This is a genomic window from Caballeronia sp. INDeC2 (assembly GCF_023631325.1).
Lineage (GTDB): Bacteria > Pseudomonadota > Gammaproteobacteria > Burkholderiales > Burkholderiaceae > Caballeronia.
Genome location: NZ_JALQDG010000051.1, coordinates 100306 through 125139, shown reverse-complemented (window position 1 = coordinate 125139; position 24834 = coordinate 100306). Strand labels below are relative to the sequence as shown.

The 24834-nt window shown below is 61.8% G+C and carries 19 protein-coding genes, 1 other RNA gene and 6 pseudogenes; 6 read left to right on the top strand and 20 right to left on the bottom strand.

Features of this window, described 5'->3' with window-relative positions:
• The 6 genes and pseudogenes from NCS28_RS32840 to moaD form a co-directional block, all read right to left on the bottom strand.
• The coding region (locus NCS28_RS32840; RefSeq protein WP_250517933.1) for a LysR family transcriptional regulator at positions 1-278 on the bottom strand (278 nt) is incomplete at its 3' end.
• A gap of 110 nt (positions 279-388) precedes the next feature.
• Positions 389-1573 (bottom strand): NAD(P)/FAD-dependent oxidoreductase, encoded by a 1185-nt coding sequence (locus NCS28_RS32835; protein ID WP_250517932.1) that lies wholly within the window; start codon positions 1571-1573, stop codon positions 389-391.
• Positions 1574-2421: 848 nt separating this feature from the next.
• Positions 2422-3434: pseudogene (locus tag NCS28_RS32830) on the bottom strand (IS110 family RNA-guided transposase).
• 93 nt (positions 3435-3527) lie between these two features.
• Positions 3528-4633 (bottom strand): annotated as a pseudogene (locus NCS28_RS32825) (IS3 family transposase); the annotation flags it as partial.
• 461 nt (positions 4634-5094) lie between these two features.
• A complete protein-coding gene (locus NCS28_RS32820) occupies positions 5095-5568 on the bottom strand; it encodes a molybdenum cofactor biosynthesis protein MoaE (protein ID WP_250517931.1) in 474 nt (157 codons plus the stop codon).
• Positions 5569-5591: 23 nt separating this feature from the next.
• Positions 5592-5849, bottom strand: coding sequence for a molybdopterin converting factor subunit 1 (gene moaD / locus NCS28_RS32815; RefSeq protein ID WP_250517930.1), 258 nt, complete (start codon positions 5847-5849; stop codon positions 5592-5594).
• Between the two features lie 434 nt (positions 5850-6283).
• Between moaD and NCS28_RS32810 the strand changes: the two genes are divergently transcribed.
• The gene (locus NCS28_RS32810; protein WP_284506419.1) at positions 6284-6469 is read left to right on the top strand and encodes a transposase; all 186 of its coding nucleotides are present in this window, start codon (positions 6284-6286) and stop codon (positions 6467-6469) included.
• 114 nt (positions 6470-6583) lie between these two features.
• On the opposite strand, the pseudogene NCS28_RS33585 reads toward NCS28_RS32810, so the two are convergent.
• From NCS28_RS33585 to NCS28_RS32740, 14 genes and pseudogenes are all read right to left on the bottom strand, one after another.
• Positions 6584-6783: pseudogene (locus NCS28_RS33585) on the bottom strand (IS21-like element helper ATPase IstB); the annotation flags it as partial.
• Positions 6783-7241 (bottom strand): hypothetical protein, encoded by a 459-nt coding sequence (locus tag NCS28_RS33580; protein WP_250517940.1) that lies wholly within the window; start codon positions 7239-7241, stop codon positions 6783-6785. The gene NCS28_RS33580 and the pseudogene NCS28_RS33585, both read right to left, overlap by 1 nt.
• 113 nt (positions 7242-7354) lie before the next feature.
• Positions 7355-9151, bottom strand: a pseudogene (gene dnaX, locus NCS28_RS32795) (DNA polymerase III subunit gamma/tau); the annotation flags it as partial.
• Positions 9152-9364: 213 nt separating this feature from the next.
• An RNA gene (gene ffs / locus NCS28_RS32790) (signal recognition particle sRNA small type) lies at positions 9365-9463 on the bottom strand.
• 352 nt (positions 9464-9815) lie between these two features.
• Positions 9816-10729: pseudogene (locus NCS28_RS32785) on the bottom strand (IS3 family transposase); the annotation flags it as partial.
• 2 nt (positions 10730-10731) lie between these two features.
• Positions 10732-10935: pseudogene (locus NCS28_RS32780) on the bottom strand (alcohol dehydrogenase catalytic domain-containing protein); the annotation flags it as partial.
• Positions 10936-11023: 88 nt separating this feature from the next.
• The gene (locus tag NCS28_RS32775) at positions 11024-12178 is read right to left on the bottom strand and encodes a porin (RefSeq protein ID WP_250517928.1); all 1155 of its coding nucleotides are present in this window, start codon (positions 12176-12178) and stop codon (positions 11024-11026) included.
• Between the two features lie 154 nt (positions 12179-12332).
• Complete coding sequence (locus NCS28_RS32770) at positions 12333-13265, bottom strand: electron transfer flavoprotein subunit alpha/FixB family protein (protein ID WP_250517927.1); 933 nt, start codon at positions 13263-13265, stop codon at positions 12333-12335.
• A 1-nt stretch (position 13266) separates the two neighbouring features.
• Positions 13267-14016, bottom strand: coding sequence for an electron transfer flavoprotein subunit beta/FixA family protein (locus NCS28_RS32765; protein WP_250517939.1), 750 nt, complete (start codon positions 14014-14016; stop codon positions 13267-13269).
• A 37-nt stretch (positions 14017-14053) separates the two neighbouring features.
• The gene (locus NCS28_RS32760; RefSeq protein ID WP_250517926.1) at positions 14054-16093 is read right to left on the bottom strand and encodes an NADH:flavin oxidoreductase; all 2040 of its coding nucleotides are present in this window, start codon (positions 16091-16093) and stop codon (positions 14054-14056) included.
• A 20-nt stretch (positions 16094-16113) separates the two neighbouring features.
• Positions 16114-16932 carry an amino acid ABC transporter ATP-binding protein gene (locus NCS28_RS32755; RefSeq protein ID WP_284506412.1) on the bottom strand — a complete coding sequence of 273 codons (819 nt, stop codon included), beginning with the start codon at positions 16930-16932 and terminating at the stop codon, positions 16114-16116.
• A gap of 8 nt (positions 16933-16940) precedes the next feature.
• On the bottom strand, positions 16941-17603 hold the full coding sequence (locus tag NCS28_RS32750) for an amino acid ABC transporter permease (RefSeq protein ID WP_250517925.1): 663 nt from the start codon (positions 17601-17603) through the stop codon (positions 16941-16943).
• A gap of 93 nt (positions 17604-17696) precedes the next feature.
• A complete protein-coding gene (locus NCS28_RS32745; protein WP_250517924.1) occupies positions 17697-18542 on the bottom strand; it encodes a transporter substrate-binding domain-containing protein in 846 nt (281 codons plus the stop codon).
• Positions 18543-18590: 48 nt separating this feature from the next.
• Positions 18591-19502: a dihydrodipicolinate synthase family protein gene (locus tag NCS28_RS32740; protein WP_250517923.1), complete on the bottom strand. Its 912-nt coding sequence runs from the start codon at positions 19500-19502 to the stop codon at positions 18591-18593.
• Positions 19503-19662: 160 nt separating this feature from the next.
• On the opposite strand from NCS28_RS32740, the gene NCS28_RS32735 reads away from it, so the two are divergent.
• From NCS28_RS32735 to NCS28_RS32715, 5 genes are read left to right on the top strand one after another with little or no spacing between them, the layout of a single operon-like run.
• Positions 19663-20403 (top strand): GntR family transcriptional regulator, encoded by a 741-nt coding sequence (locus NCS28_RS32735; RefSeq protein ID WP_250517922.1) that lies wholly within the window; start codon positions 19663-19665, stop codon positions 20401-20403.
• Positions 20400-21521, top strand: coding sequence for an NAD(P)/FAD-dependent oxidoreductase (locus NCS28_RS32730; protein WP_250517921.1), 1122 nt, complete (start codon positions 20400-20402; stop codon positions 21519-21521). The genes NCS28_RS32735 and NCS28_RS32730 overlap by 4 nt, the downstream gene beginning before the upstream one ends.
• Positions 21514-21795 carry a (2Fe-2S)-binding protein gene (locus NCS28_RS32725; RefSeq protein WP_250517920.1) on the top strand — a complete coding sequence of 94 codons (282 nt, stop codon included), beginning with the start codon at positions 21514-21516 and terminating at the stop codon, positions 21793-21795. The genes NCS28_RS32730 and NCS28_RS32725 overlap by 8 nt, the downstream gene beginning before the upstream one ends.
• Complete coding sequence (locus NCS28_RS32720; RefSeq protein WP_250517919.1) at positions 21792-23201, top strand: NAD(P)/FAD-dependent oxidoreductase; 1410 nt, start codon at positions 21792-21794, stop codon at positions 23199-23201. The genes NCS28_RS32725 and NCS28_RS32720 overlap by 4 nt, the downstream gene beginning before the upstream one ends.
• Positions 23198-24646: an aldehyde dehydrogenase family protein gene (locus tag NCS28_RS32715; protein ID WP_250517918.1), complete on the top strand. Its 1449-nt coding sequence runs from the start codon at positions 23198-23200 to the stop codon at positions 24644-24646. The genes NCS28_RS32720 and NCS28_RS32715 overlap by 4 nt, the downstream gene beginning before the upstream one ends.
• Positions 24647-24834 lie beyond the last annotated feature (188 nt).

The following is a 24834-nucleotide window of genomic DNA, read 5'->3' as shown; positions in this document are numbered from 1 at the left end:
GCCGATTGCGACACGTTGAGCGCTTCTGCCGCGCGCGTGAAATTGCGGTGTTCGTCGATCGAGAGCAGATAGCTGAATCTGCGGAGCAGGGGGTTGCGTTGAGTGGGCTTCATTCGTCGCGAATTGAGATACGAGGCTTGTCGGACCGATATTCCATCATTGTGCGCTGAAAGAGGAGCCTCAATCGGAGGAGTTGCCGGGTGACGCAACGAGTTGCCCTCGCACGAGGAGAGCGACGCAGAGATCGGGAGCTTGGCCACGGCGACCGTCACCAGCATGGCGGCCGTGCGCCAATTGGTCGCGCAGATCGGGAGCGTGCCACCCGCTGTGGTAGGTGCTCAGACCGAAGCCGCAGATGCGGCCGGCTGTTGCAGACGCATCGACATGGTTAGCGCAAGGCGGGTAGAGCCAAACTATATTGACTTGCTGCTTCAGCTTTTTCCCTTCGGAGCCCACAGGCTTGACCGGTTGATCCCGGCCTCGGATCGGTATGGCTCTCCCAGGGGCCGATGCCGAGGCAAGTCATGTAATTTACCCGATCACACGGGATGGTAGGGATATGTAGCAGTTCTGCTGCGGCATTGTGCCCGGCGTACCGTCCCATAGTCATTGCATACTGGTATGAAATCAAGACGTGATGCGCCTGATCATGCTGGCATGACACCAAGGTGTGGCGCGGTTGATTATCGGTCGCTAGATAAGCTGTGTCGCCAGCCGCGAAGATGCATTCCTGTCCAATTACGCGAAGCTCGGGGCTGACGTTCAGGCGGCCGAGAGGGTCGTGTTCAGCCGGAATTTGCCGGGTCAGTTCGCTTGCCTGCCGATCGGCCGTCCAGACGACTGTCTGACTATCGATGCGTGAATTGTCACTCAGCACAACACCATCCGAATCGATCGCGATCACGCTGACTCCAGAGCGTACGTAGATACCGAGTGTGGCCAATGCTTGTTCGATGACCGTGCGAGATCCAGAGCCGAAGCCGATAGCGTTGGCAGGTTCGACGACGATGACCTGAACGGGTGTGTCCTTGCCGAGAACTTCGCGTAAGCGAGATGGGAATTCCGCAGCTGTTTCGATGCCGGCGAAACCGCCACCAACGACTACTACCGTATTGCGGGACGGCGTATTGGGCAACTCTGAGAGAGCCACCAGATGGCGTTGCAACCTTTCGGCGTCAGGCAGTCTGTCGTTGTTGAAATTGTATTGTCCGAACCCGCGGATGACCGGCTCAGGCAAGTGGGTACCCGTTGCGAGAATCAACCGATTGTAATGAATTGACTCTCGAATCGAGCCGTTCCTGTAAATCACCAGGTTTTTGTAGTGGTTGATCTGCTCAGCGAGTCCCTTCACGAAACGTACACCTGCCACATCAAAGAGTTCGACCAACGAGGCCGAGACATCCGACAAATCAGCCTCGAAAAAGCGCGGACGGATGTTCAAACGGGCCTCAGGGGCAAGGACCACTATTTCCAGTTCATTCGGGTGCCCCGTCTGATCGACGGCACGCGCGGCGGAAAGCGCGCTACACATTCCAGCAAAGCCGGCACCAATAATAAGAAGTCGTTTGGTCATGGATAAAGTTCCAGGTTGAAGTGAGGGATGCGCAGCTCACGGGGGCTGGCAGCCCTCGCTGTCAGTTTTCGCGCATGCCATGAATAGGGTGGACAAGACGTCCGAATTAACGAACCCTATTGAGATCTGCGTTTAATGGGGTGAGCGAGCGACGGTTAGGTTGATGTCAACGTCGACTTGAGTTCGGATGTCTCACGATCTTCGACGCGATGAATGTTTAAGCGGTCCACGCCGTGGATTTAGTGCGACGCGGCTGCCATCTGCCGTATCACTGCGGATTCCGGTCAGCCATGCACGATGCCGCTCGAGGCGAGCACCATAGTGCACATCGTTACAGGGGCGGCAGTGCCCTTCAGTTGCGAGAAACTGACCGGCCGCTAGGCTGATCGTCTCTTGGAGATGTGCCACTTCTGGGCAAGCTGGAGTTGCCCCTGTAACTCAGGACACGCGGACACTGTTAGGTCGATGACACCGCAGTACGCCTGAACTCGCGAGGCGAGCGGTATTTCGGGGCTTTGTGCGGGTGGCGCTCATTGTAGTGTATATGAACGCCTCCCTTTGCGAGAGGCTTCGATCAGCATTCCAGATCAAGACGGGCTGCAGCTGTATATCCGGCCTGTTTGCAGCTCGAACAGCCGCTGCTGGCCACTATGAAATCCGCTGACTCGCACCTCATTGCTCAAACGAGCTCGGAGCTCTCACTACAACACAGGTTCAGCGAGTCCCGGTCCTACCTGTTCTGTCATTCCAAGCGAAACGCCTGCGCAACCTTGTGATGATTTGTGTGTTACGTGTGGACCTTGTGATCGGACTTTATCCTTTCCAAGTTTGTTAGACGGCAAGTTATCTCAGGCTGGCCGGGTACTCGAGTAACCTTTTTCATAGGGGCACCGGTGTGCAAGGACTGCCCAGATGATGCGCGCGAGTTTGTTCGCTAGTGCAATCACTACCACGTTTGCTGGCCGCCGTTTTTTCAACTGCTCGACCCATGGACCTGGCTCCTTGGCATTTGCTAATACGCAGCGCGCGCCGTGAGTTAAAAGCGTACGAAGATAGTTGTCGCCCCTCTTGCTGATCCCAAACAAGCTTACCTTCCCGGCCGAACCATGTTGCCGTGGAACGAGACCTATAAATGCTGCGAATTCTCGCCCCGACCTGAATGCCTTGGGGTCGGCCATCGTAGCGACCGCTGCCGTCGCCGTGAGCAGGCCCACGCCGGGAATTTCCGCTATCGCAGAGCAATCTCTATCCTGCTTAAGCCAGGTGCGGAGCCGCCGCTCGATTTTGGCGATTTGCTCGTCCATCCTTGCTAACTCGCTCCATCTGTCGCGCAACGTATCAACCAGCGTCGCTGGCAGACGCTCCGCGAGCCTGTGCAAGGTACCTGGCATCTCTTTTTCCAAAACCGCACGGCTGCGACCCATAACCTCCCCGTATTCGGTCATGAGGCCGCGCAAGGCATTTATTTGCATCGTCCGCATCTTTACGAGTTGTTCTCGCATTCTGTGCATGGCAAGCACCGCCTGCTGAGCCTCGGTTTTTACTGCAACAGCCTTGCCTGGTTGCTGAACAGCCAGCCAGATTGCTCGTGCATCCGCTGCGTCGCTCTTGTTGCCAATGTTGAATGCCTTCACAAATCTTGACGAAAGCAGTCTGACCTGATGCCCCAGCTTTGTCAGTTCGCGCGCCCAGTGTTGTGCGCCGCCACACGCTTCCATTCCAATAAGGCAAGGGCTGCGATTTGCGAAGTATTGGAGGAAGCCCGCGCGCTTGATCGTCTTGCTGACTCTGTGCTCTCGTCTACGTGATGAACCTGAAACACCGATTTGGCGATATCGATCCCAACTGGAGTGAGCAACATAGCGATCTCCTATTTGCACCAAGAGTCCTTGGCCGTATCACTATAGGCCGGCCGCTACAGACCTGGCCCGGGTGGGATGCGTTCATATCATTGCTCAAACGCGATAGCCAGACGATAGAGCGCCGTCGATGCGTCGGGCTTGTCCATATAGGCGACGTAAATATGCTTCATGGTCTTCACGAACCATTCGGCCATGCCATTGCTCTGCGGCGAACGGACCGGCGTGGTCAGCGGCTCAAGTCCCAGTTCACGAGCGAAGCTGCGTGTGCGGTAGTCGATGTATGCCGAGCCGTTGTCCGACAGCCATTCGATGGGCTGTGTAGCCTGCGTCGCGCCGAAGCGCTGTTCGACGGCGGCCAACATCACGTCCCGCACCACATCACCGCTATGGCCGCCGGTCGTCGCCGCCCAGCTAATCGCTTCCCGGTCACAGCAGTCCAGCGCGAACGTGACGCACAGTGGCGTGCCATCGTCACACCGGAACTCAAAGCCATCGGAACACTAGCGCGTGTTGCTACGGTCAACTGCAATGCGACCGTTGTGCCGCCGACTGTCTCGCCGCACGCCGGGACGACGCAGCACTGGTGCTGACGCATAACCCGATACACGCGCTTTTGATCGACGCACGGCGCGCTGGTCTGTTCTCGACTACGGCGCAGCAGTGCCCAGATGCGTCGGTAGCCGTAAGTGGGAAGGTGCGCTACGTGAGCCTGGATTTCCTCACCAATTCCGTGTCGTCGGTTGGTTTGGCGCTACGACCATCTTGGCAGTCGGGCGAGCGAGCCTGTTTCGCTGCTACACCAGAGCGCGCCCCGCCGGGAAGTTCGCAGGCCGTTTTCAATGGTCGTCCCCCGGCAGCAAGGGGGAGCGCGCAATCAGGTTTTTTGAGCGGCCCCATTCCACGGCTTCTTTCGGGACTTCGACTTCCATCGTCTTTTTCCGAGTAGTCGTTGCAGTTCCTTGATTTCCTTGATGGCGGCGGCCAGCTCAGATGCGGGGCAACAGATTCACCTGCCTTCACCGCAGCCAGACTACCTTCCTGGTATTGCTTGCGCCAGTCGAACACCTGATTGGCATTGACGCCGTGCCGGCGTGCCACCGCCGATACGGAGGCTCCCGGCTCCAGTGTTTCCTGCACGATAGCGACTCTTTCCTGCGGGGTGCCGACGACGACGCTCCGGCTCGCTCAGAATTTCGATGGGTTCCACGTAATGGTTAGGCTTATTGTTAGGCACAAGACTACCTCTTATTTTAAGAGAGTCCTCGTGTCCTCAGATACGTGGGGCCGCTCCACAAGCCTCGTACCTGCCACGAAGAGCTAACAAGGTGAGGTGCAGCAGGTTCATCAGCCGTTCGAAGTCATCGGCCCGCGGCATCTCGGCCGGCTGTTCCTCGACACCGTGGAAACACGATTGCAGGCGACAGCCAAGCTTTTCATGAAGTACAGGCGTCGCATCGTAGAGCCTTAAATAAGCAAACACCGGCGGGGGGTATGCGATTGCGCCCGAGCCGCAAGCGTTGCCTGAACGTAACGGAGCACGTTGCTATCCCGGAGGCGATGATGCACCTCGTCCGTCGTCGCGGTGGAAGGCTTGCAGCGAATGGCATCGGTCACACGCTGACGCTTGGCAGACGACTCACCGCGGCAGTCGGTGAGCCGTCAATCGCCCTCGTTCCGGGCGTTGACTTCCCAACAGGCGAGTGCCGCGGCATCCGATACATGCGCATCGACCCAGTGCGCGCCGTTTTCGGTCTGCTCCTTCTTCCACAACGGCGCCTGCGTTTTCAAGTAGTCGATGACGAATTCGCACGACGCAAACGCGTCGCTGCGATGCGCCGCGGTCGTCGCGACCAATACGATCTGGTCGAGCGGCATCAGCTTGCCGACCCGATGTACGACCAGCGCGTCGATGCTCGGCCAACGGCGCTGTGCTTCGGCGACGATTGCCTCCAGCGCTTTCTCGGTCATCCCCGGATAGTGCTCGAGTTCCATTTCGGTGACAATGCGGCCGTCGTTCAGGGCGCGCACGGTGCCGACGAAGCTCGCGAGCGCGCCTATCGACGGATTCGCCGCTCGCAACTGTAAGACCTCCGACGTCAGGTCGAAATCGGCAGTCTGTACACGTACGGGCATCGCGGTCCCCTGCCTTGCCCTGATCAGCCGCCGGTGACCGGCGAGAAGAACGCGACCTCACAGCCGTCGGTAATACGCGTGCTGACACCTGCTATTACATGATTGCAGGCCATCCGCAACGCGCGGCCTTCGGCAAGTATCTCCGCCCACACGCCGCCCCGCGCGCGGAGCCAGCCACGCACGTCGCCGACAGTTGCGATGCCATCGGGCAAAGCGACCGTTTCGTCGGAGTAGCCAAGTGCCTCGCGCACACTGGCGAAATATCTCAACTGGATTTTCATTGGACCGGAATCAGTACAGCGGTTCAGTGGCTGCGCGAGCCGCCCGCGCCCGAGGGGATATCTAGCGCATCCGAAGGCCTGTGCATGGGTCAACCATAAGTGTATGGCCGCCCATGTCGGTTACAGCGGCGCCGCATGAAGTCAAATGCGAAGAATCACGGATTTGTTCAGGTGCGATGTTCGAAATTGTGCGCCGACACACGCGTGACGTCCAAGTCAGATTTCTGACTGGATCGATCGGGTTCACTTATCGCGGCGAATGTCGGGCGGTGATTGGCGGGTAGTGTGCTGAATGATGTGCAAAAACGCTGAGGCGGCAGGAGCGCAGAGGCAGGGGTGGCCGTGGTGTAAGTTGCTGAATGTCCAGTTCGTCAACCTGCCCTCGGGAGGGCTTACGCCATGGCCACGATCAAGCGTAGTACGAACCGGCCGCGCTGGTTGCTGGCGATCGGGACCTGATGAAGGCGCTCATGAAGGATGCGCTGCAGGAGGTGCTTAAAGCGGAAATGACAGAGCTGCTGGGCGCTGTGCCCAATGAGCGCAGCGAGACGCGAAGCGGCTATCTGAATATGGCCTTGCTGGCCGAGCAGAAAAAGGAGTTCTTGCGCGCTGCTGCATAGCGGCCGCACGACGTTCGGCGCTGCGGGCTACGCTCTTGACGCCGAACGTCGCACAGAAGGATCAACTGAAACCACCGGCATCCGATTTCTGCACAACATGACGTACACAAGTCTGTCGAAGGTCGTACGCGTCTTGGTCGGAACTAGATGTGACTTGGCGCGGTGTCGTTCGATGCGCCGTTTGGCTCGCCTGGCCAGTTCGTGTTCGAACAATGCGCCGATCAGCCGCGTAGCCTGCCAGCCTTCCTTGTCGGAGCGCTCCGCAAACTCGGCCACAGACGGGCGATGGTTGGCAGGCGCGGTTCGTTGAGCATCAAGGCAAGACGGCCGGCATCTTAAGCGGGGCGTGGACATGCGACCTCCTTGCGAGCAGGTCGTCATAGCTGCTTGCGGGTGGCATCTCGACATTGACGACGGGGCAATCGGCGTGACGCGGCGCGAGCTCCTCGCGTAGAACTTTCGGGTCAGCGACTGCACGAACGGGTCTTGCGCGATGTACCGCTCGGCCTGGTCGAGCGGCACGGCGGGCGGCAGAGGCGCGGCGTCGCTGCGCGGCGAGGGATTCGTGGCTTTCGGCGTCGATCGCTGAGCGGTGTCGAATGCCGGGCATGTCGTCGGGCGGCGCATCGAACGCGGGCACGAAGCCGTCGTCCATCGACGCGAAATATTCGTCTTCCGACGAGGGCGGCGGATAGTCGTTCGCCGGCATGTCTTCCCACGGCGGCACGACCCGCACGGTGGGTTTCGGCGGCGTGGATGCGGCGTCGGACAATGCGTTGGGTCCATCTTCGGCAAAGCAGGCGTCGAAGGTGCGGACGGACGCCGCGGCGGCGTCTCGGCTTTTGCGGCAGGTTTTGCGACGGGCTTTGCAACTGGCGATGCAATCGGCTTCGGCGCTGCAGCCGCCGGCGCTCCGCGCGCTCCACGATCCGACGACAGCTTCATGTTCGCGCTCCGCAGCACGTCGAGCGCGGCGCTGGCGCCGGATGGGCGTGAAGCGCGTTGCGCCGCCGACGCTGCCGCTGGTCCGGCAGCGAGCGCATCCGCTGCCTGCGACGCCGCAGCCCGAATCGGCGCGGTCGCGGCGGGGCGAACATCGTCCGCAGTCGTTTCGGGCAGCGGCCCTTCACGCAATACGTTGGGCGTCTCGTCCGCGCTGCTCGACGCGCCAGCCGCAGCGCGTGCCGTATGCTCCGAAACTCCGTTGACCGGCAAGGTTTCGCGCGCAGCGATGGCGTTACCCGATGTTTCGGAGATAACTGGTGGAGCGTCGTCGCCGATGATAGGCGGCGATGCTTCACGCGCCGTCACCGTCGCGGCTAAATTGCCCGACGGTTCAGGCGCGACGGCGCGGGCTCCGATGCCGGCTGGCTGCGACGCGTCGGGAGTCGTGCTGGCCGCCGACGAATGGGCGCTTCCGTTCCGCGTCGGCTTGACGACGCCCGCTCACGCCGCTTCATCGCGCGAAACCGGCTGACGCGCCACCCCCGACGGCACAGCCGCCACCGCCCGCTACGCCATCGCACCGGCAAGCGCGGCACTGCGCGCAGGCTTACCACCCAGCGACGCACTCTACGCCGAAGCGCCGCCCGGCCCGGCCGCCGGCCCCAACGCAAGCATACGCAGAAGCGCCACCGTGAAGCCCGCGTATTCGTCCGGCGCGAGTCCAAGCTCGCCGCGCCCGACGATCGCGGTCTGATAGAACAACTGCACCTGCTCGGGCGAGAGCGCATCCGCAAAACGGCGAATATCAGCCGATTCCGGCAATTCTTCCAGCGCCGACGCCGGCGCAAATTGCGCCCAACCGATCCGATGCAGGAAGCTCGCCAGATCCCGCAGCGCGGTCGAAAACGACAGACTGCGTAGCGCCATTTCATCGGCGATGGCGAGCACGAGCGCGCCGTCGCTGGCGGCGAGCGCACCGAGCAGACGGATCACATAGCTTTGATCGAGCGAGCCCAGCATGCCGCGCACGGCTTCCTCGCTGACTTCGTTGGTCGAATAGGCGATTGCCTGGTCGGTCAGCGACAACGCATCGCGCATGCTGCCGTCTGCCGCGCGCGACAACAGGCGCAGCGCCTGCGGCTCGAACGCGATCTGCTCTTCCTTCAGAATATGTTCGAGATGCGAGACGATACGACGCGCCGGCATCTGCTTCAGATTGAATTGCAGACAGCGCGACAGCACTGTTACGGGAATCTTCTGCGGCTCGGTCGTCGCGAGGATGAAATTGACGTGCGGCGGCGGCTCTTCGAGCGTTTTCAGCATTGCGTTGAACGCGTGAATCGTCAGCATGTGCACTTCGTCGATCATATAGACCTTGAAGCGCGCATGAACCGGCGCGTACAAGGCGTGCTCCAGCAGCGCCGCCATTTCATCGACACCGCGATTGCTCGCCCCATCCATCTCGACATAATCGACGAAACGCCCTTCGTCGATCTCCCGGCACGCGCGGCACATGCCGCACGGCCTCGACGTGATGCCCGTCTCGCAATTGAGCGCCTTCGCGAAGATGCGCGAAAGCGTCGTCTTGCCGACGCCGCGCGTGCCAGTGAACAGATAGGCGTGATGCAGGCGGCTGCCGTCGAGCGCATGCGTGAGCGCACGTACGACGTGCTCTTGGCCGACGAGCGACTCGAACGATTTCGGACGCCACTTGCGTGCGAGAACTTGATAGGTCATGCGCGAAATTTTATCAACAACGACCTGAGGCAAACCGCGCGCTCGCGGATGTTGCGACCGCCTGCGGGACACGCGATCCTACGAGGATTCACGCTGTTAAAGTGCGCACGAAAGCACAGCGGACGAGCGCAAAAACGGCGCGGCGCGAATAGAAAAGATATGGGTAAAGTGAAGAATAAAGCGGGAAAACAAACAACGAAGAGAAGAGCGGAAGGTAACGAGCCCAACCCTCGGCACTGGTGGAAAGCGGCTGTGGCTGCTTCGTCCCCGACCTGACCAAGTTGACAGCGCCGCCATGCGAGGAGGCCCGTCATTACCAATCATATCACAGACGCACGATGATCGAAAGAGCGCGACGCCGCGCCCCACATTCGCACTCGGCGCTCTCTTGTGCTCCTTATACTCATCCGCAAATGCGCCCAATCCGATGCCGGCATGCTACTGGCTTACGATCTGGTCGACGAAAAAGAATCGCTGGCAAGCGTAAAAGCAGGCGCGCATGCGTCGCGCCCGGTTTGCTGCTTGATGCGCCCGTTGGACGAGCCGAACCTGGTCCTCGACGAGCCGAGGGAAGGGCTCGACACCGTGACAGAGCAGGCGCTGCCGCAGTCCGTGATGACGCTCATGTCGGGACTGATCCTGCCTCGTTTCCACGTACAGCAAATCATGCAGCGATCATCCTGGCCTCGCAATCGACGGGAGTGGAGAAATCGATAGAGGTGTGCAGGCGTTGTCGATTGTAGTAGCCCTCGATATCCAGACGAGCCTCAGCGCGCGTTTCGTAGCGCACCTGATAGATTCGCTCGACTTTCAGGGTTTTGAAGAAGCTTTCCATTGGCGCGTTGTCCCATGCATTAGCGCGACGACTCATCGAAACGGTCATCTTGAAGTCGGCGGCCAGTTTCCGGTACGCTCGGCTTGCATATTGACTTCCGCGATCGGAATGTAACAATAATCCCGGCGCGGGCTTACGGTGCCAGCACGCGCTGCTCAGTGCCTGGCAGACAAGTTCCGCGTTGATGCGCTCTGACATTGACCAGCCTATGATGCGTCGGCTTGCCAGGTCCAGAATGGCAGCCAGGTATAACCAGCCTTCGCCGGTCCTGATAAAGGTGATGTCGCTGACCCAAGCCTGATCGGGCTGCCAGCCGTCGAAACGACGATCAAGCAGATTGGGCGCCACCGGTAGGCGGTGGGTAGAATCTGTCGTTACCCGATACGGACGTTTGTAGACCGGCCGCAGCCCTAGGCGTTGCAGACTACGGCGCACACGTTCGGCGCTCGCCGGCTGGCCCTGGGTCCGCAATTGCTGCACGATCCGAGGGCGGCCGTAGCTCCCACGACTGGCGCGGTGAATCGCTGCCACCTCCCAATCAAGCGCGGCGTTGGCCTGCGCTCGCTGACTTGGCCCCCGGTTACGCCACTGGCAATATCCGCTGCGCGAAACCGTCAAGATGTGACACAGCCGGGTAACACTGTACTGGTCGCGGTGCTCGTCGATCCATGCGTACTTCACCGCGACCCCTTCACGAAGTACGCCGTCGCTTTTCGAAGGATCTCGATATCGAGTCGTGCACTGTGACGATGCCCGCTCCCTCGTGCCCTAGCACTGCGGGAAAGAGCCCTTCCGGGTCATCGCCGGAAGGTGTGAACGCATCGGTGTGGCAAACGCCTGTGTGCGTGATCCTGACCAGCACTTCGCCCTTGCGAGGCGGTTCGACATCGATCTCGACGATTTCGAGCGGTTTGCCGGGCGCGAATGCAACGGCGGCTCGTGATTTCATGAATACCTCTGTCATGAATGGAACGACTGTCCGGGAGAAAGCGAGTTCGGGTCGCCAGGAGAGGTGCACGTCAATACGAATCGATCTCCTAGAACCTGTGACGCATACCGACGATCGCCATGACCTGATGCGACGTCGATGAGGGCGTCAGAAAGTTGATGTTCGCGACTGCCGCGCCTCCGGTCGAATCGATGCCCGACGCATGCTGATAGACCGCATCGGCATACACGTCCGTGCGCTTCGACAGGAAGTAGTCGAGCCCGATCACGCCCTGATGGTATTTGGCGCCATTCACGCCATAGCCTCTGGTGTAGTCGTAGGCGGCGCCGGCGAGAAGCGCGGGCGTGATCTGATACTTGAAGTTGACTTCGACGTTATGGAACTTCGCGTCACCGCCGCTGCCGGTCGCCGGCAGACCGGCGAGCGTGCCGATGTCCTTGAACTGCGTGTTGCTGTAGGTCGCGCCGACGGTCGCGGCGCCGAACGCGTAGGCCGCGCCCGCGGAAAAGATCTGCTGCGTCTTCGCCGATGCATAGCCCGAATAGACGCGGCTCGCCGTCATGTTGGAGGTGGTCGCGCTTGACGTGGCGTTATTGCCGAAGTACGAGAAGTTCGGGTCCTTGACATTCACGTAGGCAATGCCTACCGATAGCGGACCGCGCGCATATCCCGCCCCGAGCGACCAGATCTGGTTGCGGTTGAACTGACCTGCGATGCCGCCGAGGCTGTACATGCCGCCAAAGGAAAATCCGCTATAGCTCAGGCTTTTGAACTTGATCGTATTGTTGACGCGATTGGTGTTGTTCATATTGTCGAGGTCGCCCGGATGCGCGCCGTAAAAGGGCGACCATTGATCCGCGACTTCGAACAGTCCGGTGAAATCCGCGAGCGAGTCGTATTGGCGGCCGAAGGTCAGCGTGCCGAAGCGCGTCGAGGACAGACCCACGTAAGCCTGCCGTCCGAACTCGTCGCCGCCCTGGCCGAGGCGTCCGTTCGCAAGGTTGAAACCGTTTTCGAGCACGAAGAGGGCGCTGAGTCCACCGCCGAGATCTTCTGTCCCGCGCAGGCCCCAGCGACTACCCTGAATGTTGCCGCTGCTCATCAACCACTGTTTCTGCCCCGCGGCATTGTTCGTATAGGCGATGCCTACATCGATCAGGCCGTATAGCGTGACGGAACTTTGCGCATGGGCGGCGCAAGGTAAAGCAAGCGCAGAGGCGACTGCGAGAAGCTTCTTGTTCATCTCAATCTCTTTGGATGGGTGTGAAGTGTCCTCGCAGCATTCCTCAAGAATGCCGCGAAGCATGCGACTAGGATGACTAAATTAAAATGACGGCATTCAACAGCACCTCAAGGTCACCGTGGACCTTGAGGTGCAACCGGCCGATGCAGAATGCTCAAAGCGACGAGATCAACTCCGGAACCGCAGTGAATAGATCCGCCTCCAGGCTATAGTCCGCGACGCTGAAAATCGGCGCTTCCGGATCGTTGTTGATCGCGACGATCACCTTCGAGTCTTTCATGCCGGCCAGATGCTGTATCGCACCGGAGATGCCCACCGCGACATACAACTGCGGCGCGACGATCTTGCCGGTCTGGCCGACTTGCAGGTCGTTGGCCGCGTAGCCCGCGTCCACTGCCGCCCGGCTCGCGCCGATGGCTGCGGCGAGCTTGTCGGCAAGCGGCGTGAGAACGCCCTGAAACTTCTCGGGTGATCCGAGCGCGCGCCCGCCGGACACGATGATCTTCGCATCGCCGAGTTCCGGGCGATCGCGCCTGGCGATCTCGTTGCTTTCGAACGTGCTCTTGCCGCTGACCTCGGTAACCGCGATCGATTCGATCTTCGCCGATCCGCCTGCCGCGGGTGCCGTATCAAAGGCCGTCATGCGCACGGTAATCACCTGCTTCGGGTCCAGACTCTGGACGACAGCGATCGCGTTGCCCGCGTAGATCGGCCGCTCGAAGATATCGGCGGCATCGACTTTCGTGATGTCGCTGATCTGGCCGACATCCAGCCTCGCGGCGACTCGCGGCGCGATGTTCTTGCCGCTCGCGGTGGCCGCGAAAAGAATGTGACTGTAGCCGTCGGCGATCGCAAGGACTTGCGCGGCGACGTTCTCGGGGAGACCGTGCGCAAACTGCGCGCCGTCCGCAAGCAGCACCTTCGCCACGCCGGCGATCTGGCTCGCAGCTTTTGCGGCTTCTTCCGCGTGATGTCCCACTACGAGCAGATGCACTTCACCGTCGCACTTCGCTGCGGCCGTGACGGTGTGCAGGGTCGCGCCCTTGATGGACGCATTGTCGTGTTCGGCAAGGACGAGTGCGGTCATATCAGATCACCTTGGCTTCGGTCTTCAGTTTGTCGACGAGGGCGGCGACGTCCGGCACTTTGATGCCGGCGCTGCGTTTTGGCGGCTCCATCACCTTCAGCGTCTTGAGATTGGGCTTGATGTCCACACCGAGATCAGCCGGCGTCGTGGTATCGAGGCGCTTCTTCTTGGCCTTCATGATGTTCGGAAGCGTCACATAGCGCGGCTCGTTCAGGCGCAAGTCGGTCGTCACCACGGCCGGCATCGTCAGCGATACGGTTTCCAGACCGCCATCGACTTCACGCGTGACCGTGACCTTGCCGTCGGCGACAGCGACCTTCGACGCGAAGGTCGCTTGCGGCAAATCGGCGAGTGCCGCCAGCATCTGGCCGGTCTGATTGCAATCATCGTCAATGGCCTGCTTGCCCAGGAAGAGCAATTGCGGCTGCTCCTTATCCATGACGGCCTTCAACAGTTTCGCAACGGAAAGCGGCTGGAGCTCGTCGGATGTCTCGACGAGGACGGCTCTGTCCGCGCCAATAGCCAGTGCGGTGCGCAGCGCCTCCTGACTCTGGGCGACGCCGCAGGACACCGCGACGACTTCTGCCGCAATGTCCGCCTCCTTGAGCCGCACGGCTTCCTCGACCGCAATCTCGTCGAACGGATTGATGCTCATCTTCACATTGGCGATGTCGACTGCACTGTTGTCCGACTTGACCCGGACTTTCACATTCGAATCGACCACACGTTTGACCGCTACCAGAATTTTCATCGGAAAATGGAGTGAATGAAGTTCAGCAGTTATAGAATCAAAGGTCCTTGCAAAGCCGCAAGCTGTCGAACATCGCGGCATGAATGTTCCGGCCGGCTATCGCATCGCCCACGCGGAACACTTTGTATTTGCCGTCACGGTTCGATTCGATCGTTTGGGGCTTTCCGGCCACCAGCGCGTGATAATCGACCGCGCCATTGTTCGTCGAGCGCGACTTGAGCTCGAAGTACAGATCGGCATTCGGAAGCGTGCCGTGGTCGCTGACAACCTGGTCGACCTCGCGCGTTTCTTCCTCGAGCGTGTATTCGTTGCGCAAGGTCGCAAGCAGGCGGTTGCCTTTCGGTTCGACGCGCAGCAGCCGGCGGTCGGTCGAGATTGTTGTCCCGCGTTCGTAGAGGCGACCGAGGTAGATCGGAAAGGTCGTCGAGCCGACTTCGACGCCCAGGTGACGCTCGGGCGTGGCGACTTCCAGCTTCGCGCCTTTCTCCGAGAGATATTCCGCACAACTGATGCCGGAATCCGCACCTTGATCGTCGAACATGAGCACGCTTGCTTCCACGTCGACCCGGCCGCCCAGCACATCCCAGGTGGTCAGCACATGCTCGTCGCCCTGAACAGGACCCGCATTCGGATACCCGCCTGTGGCCACGATCACGACATCCGGTTCGAAACGCTCGACCATCGCGACGTCGGCGGTATAGCCCAGCCACATATCGACTTCGAGGCGGCGGCACTGTTCTTCGAGCCACAGCGGAATCGTCTCCAGCGCGTTGCGCCACTCGACCTTGCCTGCGATGTTGATCTGCCCGCCGACCTTCGGTTCCGATTCGATCAACGTGACCGCGTGCCCGCGTTCGCCACAGACGCGCGCGGCTTCGAGACCGGCGGGACCGCCGCCCACGACCACCACGCGCTTGCGCTCGGTGGCGCGCGGGATGACATGCGGCATCGTTTCTTCACGACCCGTCGCCGCGTTCTGGATACACAGCGCCTCGCCGCCCGCATACAGGCGATTGATGCAGTAGTTCGCGCCCACGCACGGGCGAATCTGATCTTCGCGCCGCTCGATCAGCTTCCTGACCATGTGAGGATCGGCGATCTGCGCACGCGTCATCCCGACCAGATCGATGAAACCTTCCTCGACCGCCCGCGCCGCCGTGGCCAGATCGAGAATGCGCCCGGCATGAAGGACCGGCACCGAGACGGCGGCTTTCACATCACCGGCCAGCTTCAGATACGGCGCATTCGGCTCGTTCATGCTCGGCATCGAAAGCGATGACAGCCGCCAGTCGTACACGTTGCTCGCCATGACACTGAGATAATCGATGTCGCCCTTGCCCGAGAGCGCCTGCGCAATCTGGATGCACTGCGCACGATCGAGGCCTTCCGCGAAGAATTCGTCGGAGGTCATGCGCACGCCGACGACGAGGTTATCGCCCATGCCGCGCCGCACGGCTTCGATGACCTGAAGCGGAAAACGCAGGCGGTTCTCGAGACTTCCGCCGTAGTCGTCCGTGCGCTCGTTCACCGCAGGCGACAGAAACTGTCCGACGAGCTGCCCGCCCGCAAAAAGCAGTTCCACGCCATCGAGCCCGGCCGCGCGGCAGCGCCGGGCGGCCGCCTCGTAATCTTCGAGGATGCGCGCGATATCCCAGTCCTCCATTTCCTTCGGGAAAGACCGGTGCTCCGGTTCACGCACATGCGAAGGGCCGACCGCAGGCAGCCAGGAACCGGTATCCCACCGACCGCGCCGGCCGGGATGCGAAATCTGGCAGAACACCGCCGCGCCGTGACTCTTGACGCCTTCAGTCAGCGCCTTCACGTACGGAATCACGCGGTCGTCGACCATGCTGAGCTGCCCGAACGCGGTCGTGGCATCAGGCGAAACCGCGGTCGAGCCGCCGATCATCGTGAGTCCCACGCCGCCTTTGGCCTTCTCCTCGTGATAGAGCCGGTAGCGTTCCATCGGAACCGATTGCACGCCGTAGCCGGGCGCATGCGCCGTGCTCACGATGCGGTTGCGAAGCTTCAGATTGCGCAGTTGGAGCGGCTCCAGAAGAGCCTGATAGCTTGTCATGGCAGATATCGTCCTGAAGGTTACGATTGACTGGCGCAGACCGGCGCGGGCGCGTGCGGCGCTTGTGCAGGGCCGTCATGCACGAAGAAGCGCTGATACCGCTGCAGGAACGCGGCAAGACGCTCGGTCCTGGGATTCCGCAACATCTCCTGAGGGTTGCCGCTTTCGGCGATGCGGCCCTTGTCGAAGAAGAAAATCACATCGGCGACGTCATGCGCGAATGCCAGTTCATGCGTGACCACGAGCATGGTGCGTCCTTCCTCCGCGAGACTCTTCATCACATCGAGCACTTCGCCTACGAGTTCCGGATCGAGCGCGGAGGTGGCTTCGTCGAACAGGAGGACGTGGGGATTCATCGCCAGCGCTCGCGCGATTGCAACGCGCTGCGCCTGGCCGCCGGAGAGCTTGCCGGGATACGCATCGGCCTTGTGCTTGAGGCCCATTCGATCGAGCAGCTGAAGCGCGAGCGTCATCGCGGCTTCCTTCGTCATGCCGTTGACGAGCATCGGCGCCATCGACACGTTCTTGATGACGCTCAGATGTGGAAACAGATCGAAGCTCTGAAACACCATCGCCATCTTCTTGCGGAACGACAGCGACTGTTGCGCGCCCTCGACGAGCTTCGAGCCGGCATAACGCAGCGTGTCATCGCCGATGCGCATCGTGCCGGAAGTCGGTTCGTCGAGCAGGTTCAGGCAGCGCAGGAAGGTCGACTTGCCGCATCCGCTCGAACCGATGATCGCCGCGGTCTTTCCTTCTTCGAGCGACAGGCTCACGTTGTCGAGCGCCACCATGTCGCCATAGTGTTTCGACAATTGATTCACTTCGATGAAAGCCATGCGGTCTCCTATTTCCTGAAATCGAAATGACGCTCAAATTGCCGCGACATCATGGCGATCGGCCAGATGATCGCGATATACAAGAGCGCGGAGAACGTGAACACTTCGAGCGGCCGGTACGTGCTCGATGTGAGTGAATTCGCCGCGAACATGATGTCGTGTACCGAGACGATCGACAGCAGCGCGGTATTCTTGAACTGGATGATCGACTGGTTGACGATGGCCGGCGCCATGCGCCGGAACGTCTGTGGCAGGATGACGTGCACCATGGTTTCGCGGCGCGACATGCACAGCGACCGGCACGCGTTCCACTGTCCGCGCTCGATCGACTCGATACCGCCACGGAAGATTTCGGCGGAAAACGCGGCCATGTAGAGCGTGAGCCCTGCGCCGGCCGCGAGCCACGGCGGCAGGTTTACGCCGAGCGCCATCGGGAAGGCGTAGTAGAACCAGACGATCTGAATGAGCGCTGGCGTGCAGCGGAACACGCCGATGAACAAATCCACCGCCCGGCGCGCGAGCTTGAAACGGCTGATGAGCAAAAGGCCCAGCATGAGCCCGAGCAGCAGCCCGGTGATGGTCGTCGCGACGCCGTATCCGATGGTGATGCCGATGGCATGAAGCCAGAATGACGGACTCCAAACTACCGACCAGTCGAATTGATAATTCATTATCTCTTCTTCCAGCGAGTTAGAAAGTTGTGTTCCATCGGCCGGCCAAGCGCCGGCCACCTGCCTTTACGGCTGACGCCCCACCACGTCCCGCTAGAACTGCACGTCGGGCGGAATCTTGCTCGCGTCGAGTCCGGCCTTCTGGAACACGCTCAGGAACAGCTTCTTGACGTCCCCGGACGTGCGCTTCTCGTCGGCCCATTTTTGCAGCCACGCGGTCAGGTGATCGGCGCTCTTCAACACGCCGGCGGATGAGTCCAGAGACTGGATCGGCTTCGGATACACGACGCCGCTGAACGCATTGGGCGCGCTCTTGGCGACGTTCAGGCAGCGCAGGACATCCGCGCCCATCAGATCGGCGCGGCCCGACTGCACGGCCATCGTGACTTCCGAATAGCCTGCCAACGTGACCTGCTGGGCCTCGGGCGCGGTCTTCTTGAACGCCGTCTCGACGCTCGTGCCCGTTACTGTTGCGATCCGGACGTTGCTCTTGTTCAGATCGGCCCACGTATCCTTGGTCTGAAAATTCCGGCCGACCATGCCGCACATCGCCAGCGTGTAGATGGGACCGACCATCGACAATGCCTTCTGACGCTCGGGCGTTGCGCTCATGCCCGGCCAGATGTCGATCTTCTGCGACTGAATATCGAGCACGACCGTGTTCCAGCCGGTTTCGCGAAACTCGGGCTCGATCTTTTTGCCCATGGTCTTCGACAGATCGCTCGCCATTTGCCGGCAAAGCTCGATTTCGTAGCCTTCCCACTGGCCCGTTTTCGGATCGACCCAGGAGCCGATCGGATCGCTCGGAATGGCGCCGCAGACCAGATGCCCGGAACTCCTGATGCGGTCCCAGACCGGATCGGCGTGTGCCAGCGCGGGCATCAGGCCGGACCATGCAAACGCCATGGCAAACGATGTGACTTTCCAGCGGTTCTTCATGATTTCCTCGCTGTGCGTGTTCGATATCGGTCTGAGACCGCGCGATGTTCAGCGTTGCAGCGCAATGCCGGCGCGAGCGTAAATCTGCCTGACCGCCTCGCCGATCTGAGGCGTTTGCTCGTCGCTGCCCATGATGTGCGGCGCGCGGGTGACGCCGCCGGGACGGCCGAGCGTCGACATCGCCGTTTTCACGAAGGCGAAGCTCGACAGGCCCGAATGCGCCAGCAAGTGATACAGCTGGTCGATGACCTGCTGGTTGCGCGAAACCGCTTCAGCGTCGTTGGCGCGGAAAGCCTTGTAGTAGTTGACGACTTCGCGGGCGCACAGGTTCGAGATCGTCGACACGATGCCGCTCGCACCGCGCGAAAGCAGCGCGCTCGCGTACGGTTCGAGGCCGGCGAAATGCGCCAGGCGGTCGCGCGTCGCGTAGTAGGTCTCGGCGATCGCGTAGAGGTCACGGGCGCTTTCCTTGTAGGCGGCCACATTGGGAATGCTCGCGAGCTCCGCCGTCTGCGCAGGCGACAGGCCCACGCCGACGCGCGCCGGGTTGTTATAGATCATGATAGGCAAGCCGATTGCGGCGACCTGCTCGAAATAGCGGCGCGTCTCGGCAAAGGTCGGCAAGCAGTAGACCGGCGGCAGCACCATGCAGCCGTCGAAGCCGATCTGCTTCGCTTCCTGCGTGAGGGCGAACGTCTCGGTCGCGCTCAGCGACGACGTGCCCGCGATCAGCGTCGCGCGCTCTCCCACATGCTTCTTGACGTTCCTGAACAGTTCCTTGCGTTCGTCGGCTGACTGCGAGTAGTACTCGCCCGTGCTACCCGCGACGACGAAACCATTCACGCCGTCTACGAGAAGCAGGTCGATCAGTTCGCGCAGTTGCCCCCATTCGATATCGCCGTTGCTGGAATAGGGCGTTGCCAGAGCAGTGAATACGCCAGACCACTTCGTGCCTTGCATCAGTTTTCTCCGTCATGGTTGTTACAATTTGATATAGCATATTGCGACCAAAAACAAAGTCAAGAAGACTGTTTTACGGGGTTTCACTAATGGAAGCTTTGATTATGTTACAAGATGCTATAGCATATTTCGCTAACAGCACGACTTGACGAGTCCTCAGATGGCGATCGAACCCGAAGCATCCAATGAACGAAACAAGGCCGCGTACGAAGTCCCTGCGCGCGGAGAATCACTCTCGGAGCAGGTGTATCGCCAGCTATGCGGCGCGGTGCTCTCCGGTACCTACGCACCGGACGAGCGCATCAGCATCCGGCGCATCGCGGAAGAGTTGCGCGTAAGCGCGACGCCCGCGCGCGAGTCGGTGCTGCGGCTCATCTCCGAGGGCGTGCTGCAGGCGACCGATCGCAACGCCATCATCGTGCCGTCGCGCACGGTGGAGGAGATCGAGGAAATCTTCGTGATCCGGCGCGGGCTGGAAGGCACGCTCGCGGAAACGGCGGCGAGCCGTCTGACGGCGGCGGACCTGGAGTTCCTGAGCGCAACGCAGGCGGCGTTTCTCGAAGCCAAGCGGGCGCAGGACTTCAAGCGCGTGCTGAAGTACAACTCCGAGTTTCACTTCAGGATCTATCGCAGTGCAGGGCTTCCGGTGCATCTGAAGATCGTGGAAGGTCTGTGGCTTCGCATCGGGCCGACGCTGCGCTACATGTATCCGATCCTGAATGGCGGTGGCCAGGATCACGGCCATCACGACGACATCCTGGAATGCGCGCGCGCCCGCGACGGCGAGCAACTCAAGGCCGCGGTCATCTCCGACCTGGACACATCGGAAATTGCGTTGCACATGTACATCCGTCAGACCGCGGCCGAGGCACGCCGTCGCAAGGCCAGGCTGACGGTATGACGACGCGTGCGGATGTCATCCTAATCGGCGGCGGCATCTTCGGGCAGTTCGCCGCCCTGACGCTGGCCGAATCAGGACGCAAGGTGGTACTGATCGACCGCAGCGCGCTCTGGAGCGAGGCATCGTCAGTGAACGCGGGCTCGCTGGGCGTGCAAAACAAGCTGACCAAACTCGTGCCGTATGCGCGCTGGTCGTGGAACCTCTGGGCGCGAATGTCGGAGCGGCTTGGCGCGGATGTCGGCGTGTCGCAAAGCGGCGGCTACAAGATCGCGATGACCGACGACGAAGCCGCGCGCCTCGCGCGATCCGCCGACGAACAGCGTGCCTGCGGACTCGATGTGCGCCTGCTCGATCGCGCCGATCTTCGCCATGAAGCGCCATGGCTTTCCAGCGAAGTCGTGGCCGCGACGTTTGCCTCCGAAGACGGCTACGCAAGTCCCACGCTCGCCGGTCCCGCGCTGCGCGCGGCTATTGCGCGGGCAGGGGTGCAGATCGTGGAACACGCGCGCATCGCGTCGATCCGCAGGCAGAACGGCGTGATCGTCGATACGGATCGCGGCGCGTTTCGAGGGGCGTCGCTGGGCATCACGGCCGGCGCGTGGTCGTCACGATGCGCGGCCATGCTGGGCGCTGCGTTGCCCATTGCGCTCGACGTCAACATGGTGTCCGTCACCGAGAGCGCGCCGCCGACCATCGGCACGATGACGAGTCACGCGCGCGGCATTCTCACGCTCAAGCAGGCGGCCAACCGCAGTTGCCTCATCGGAGGCGGCTGGCAGGGGATCGGCACGCTGGACGACCGGCGCAAGGAAGTCGATTACGACCAGCTCGTGCACAACCTTCGGCTCGCAGTGCGCGTCGTACCGGGCCTCGCGCAGCTGAACGTGCTGCGCAGTTGGGCGGGGTACGAAGGCGTGACGCCGGACTCGCTGCCGTATCTCGGCCGGCTCGACGACATGCCGGACGTCTTCATCGGCGCGTGCGCGCGTGGCGGCTTCACGCTCGGTCCGATCTTCGGCCAGTTGCTCGGCGAACTGATCGCGAGCGGCACGACTTCGCATCCCGTCGATCTCTTCAATCCAGGACGATTCGCGTATGCCGAAAATGCGCATGATTAACGGTATCGATGCGGGGCCGGCGGTCGAATTCGTGTTCGATGGCCGCACACTCGATGCATTCGCGGGCGAAAGCATCGCGTCGGCTCTGATGCGCGCCGGCATCGCCGCGCAACGGGTCGGCTGGCGTCGACAGGAGCCGCGCGGCTATTACTGCGGCATGGGCCTGTGCTGGGAATGCGCGGTGCGCGTCGAGGACGAAGGCGTCGTGCGCGGGTGCGGCTACCCGGTGCGAGCCGGCATGCGGGTGAGCACGGCGGACGGAGACATCGAATGAGCGATCCGGTCGTCATCATCGGGGCGGGCCCGGCGGGTCTCGCCTGCGCCGAACGGCTCGCGCAAGGCGGACGGGCGGTCGTCGTCATCGACGACAACGCGCAGGCGGGCGGCCAGTATTTTCGTCAACTTCCGCCCGGATATACGGTCGGCGCAAATGCGCCGCTGCTGCGGGACAAGGCGCGCTTCGACCGGCTCGCACGCGTGCTCGCGCTCCCGAATGTGACCTATCGGCCGTCGAGCACCGTCTGGGGTTCGCCGGGTGACATGACCATCGCATATGCCGGGCCGTCGGGAAGCGGACGGGTGCGCGCGACGGCGGTCGTCATCGCCGGCGGGGCGCAAGACCAGCCGTTTCCGTTCACGGGATGGACATTGCCCGGCGTGATCTCCGCGGGCGGCGCGCTCAATATGGTGAAGGCGCACGGACTCGTGCCGGAAGGCCGCGTGATGGTCGTCGGCAATGGGCCGCTTGTGCTCGTCGCGGCGGCGACGCTCGTGACCGCGGGAGCGGACGTCATCGGCGTCGTCGAAGCGCAGCCAGGCGCGCGGCTCGCGGGCGCGCTCGCCACCAGCGTGTGGGCCGCTCCGAAACTGCTGCGCACGGCCATCGATTACCGGCGCCGTATCGCGCGGTCGGGCGCGTGGTTCAAAACCGGACGCATGATCGCGCAGGCCACCGGGCGCGACGCCGTCGAGCGGGCCGCGATTGCGCCGGTCGGCGGTGACGGCAGGCCGCGCATCGACGCCCAGACGTGGTCCGAAGTCGATACGCTCGTGCTCGGCTACGGCATCGTTCCTTCGACCGATATCGCCCGCATGATGGGTTGCCAGACCGCGTTTGACCGCTCGCTGAACGGCGTAGTGCCGTTGCGCTCGCCCGCGCTTGCAACGAGCGTGCCGAACGTGTACGCCGTCGGCGATGGCGCGGGCATTGGCGGCGTGGAAGTCGCGCTCGTCGAAGGGCGCATGGCGGCGAACGCGATTCTCGGCATCGAAGGCGAAGCGGCACTCGCGCGCCAGTATCGCAAGCTCGACCTTTTTCGCCGCAAGCTCAATATCGCCTATGCCCGCAGCGAAACCCTGAGCGCGGCCGATGCTGGCACGATCGTCTGCCGTTGCGAAGAACTCACGCTCGGCGACCTGCGCAAGGACGCCAACTTCTCGTGCGGCGATGTGGACCGGCTGAAGAAATCCAGCCGTATCGGCATGGGACGCTGTCAGGGGCGCAACTGCCTGCCCGCGCTCGCGAAAATGCTCGACCTGCCGCCCGACGGCTACGCCACGTTGCCGCGCGCGCGGCCGCCGCTCAAGCCCATCCAGCTCCGTCATCTCGCCGCCGATGCCGACGCGGGGCCGGCTCACGAACCCGATGAAGCCTTGATTCACAACCGAGAGACGTCATGACCCAACTGTTCGACTTCGACAGCATCAACCTCAGTCCTTTCGTAGATGGCAAGCGCATTTCGCTGTCCGGCGCCGATGTCATTCCGACCTACGATGCCGCCTCCGGATCGGTGCTCTGCAACGTGCCGGTCAGCGATGAAAACATCGTGAACGACGCGGTTGCATCGGCGAAACGCGCGCTCAAGGGACCGTGGGCGAAGGTGATACCGGCCGAACGCAGCCGCATGCTCATGCGCGTTGCGCAGTTGATCCGCAAGGACGCGGCGCGGCTCGCGACGATCGAATCGCTCGACAGCGGCAAGCCGCTGCGCGAGGCGAAAGGCGACATCGAGACATCGGCGCGCTACTTCGAGTATTACGCGGGCATCGCCGACAAGCTGCAAGGCGACACCATCCCGCTCGGCCCGGATTTCGTCTCTTTCACGATGCACGAGCCGATCGGCGTGACCGCGCACATCATTCCGTGGAATTTTCCGCTCGTCACGACGGCGCGCGGACTCGCGCCCGCGCTCGCGGCCGGCTGCACGGCGGTCGTGAAGCCGGCGGAGCAGACGCCGCTGACCGCGCTCGTGCTCGCGGACATTCTGACGGAAGCAGGCGTGCCGCCGGGCGTCGTCAACATCATTTGCGGCCCGGGAAACAAGACCGGTGCGCTGCTGTGCGAGCATCCCGATGTGGCGCACGTGACCTTCACCGGTTCGGTCGCCACCGGCAAAACGGTGATGCGCGCGGCCGCCAGCCACGTCGCATCGGTGACGATGGAACTCGGCGGCAAGTCGCCCGTCGTCGTGCTCGCGGACGCGAACATGGACGATGCGCTCAATGGCACGCTCAAGGCCGCGTTCATGAACGCGGGACAAGTGTGCTCGGCGGGTTCGCGTCTCGTCATCGAAAAGTCCTGCGCCGATGCGTTTCTCGACAAACTCGCAGCGCGCGTGGGCGCGTTCACGCTCGGGCGCGGCATCGACGATCCGGACATCGGGCCGGTGATCTCCGAGCAACAGGTTCGCAAGGTCGCGAGCATCGTCGCGGAAAGCGGTGCGCAGACGCTCGCGGGCGGCAAGCTGGGCAAGCCGTCGGGTCTGAACGGCTGGTTCTACGAACCGACCGTGTTACTCGCCAAAGATGCGCGCAGTGTCGCCGTGCAGGAAGAGATTTTCGGGCCCGTGCTGACCGTGCAGATCGCCGATGATTTCGATCATGCGTGCGCGCTTGCGGAAGATACGCCGTATGGTCTGGTCGGCGGAATCTATACGCGCGATGTGTCGAAGGCCTTGAAGTTCAGCCGTCACTTGAGCGCCGGGCAGATTTTCATTAACCAGTACTTCGCCGGCGGGGTCGAGACACCGTTTGGCGGGACGAAGAACAGCGGGTTCGGCAGAGAGAAGGGGCTCGAGGGGCTTAAAGCGTACTACGCAGTGAAGACTGTGACTGCTCGCCTTTGACGTCGTAAAGGGGACGCGGACGACTTATGTAGTGTCCCCTTGCTTCAACCCGGTGTCTCAGCCGGAAGTGAACCTTGATTTAACTGAATCGAACCAGCGGATCCATTCAATCCGTCGTGCGAGGATCGAGCGATTCCCTTATGTCCCGGACATACAAGTCGGGTCAGCAATTCGTCAGCGTTCCGCTC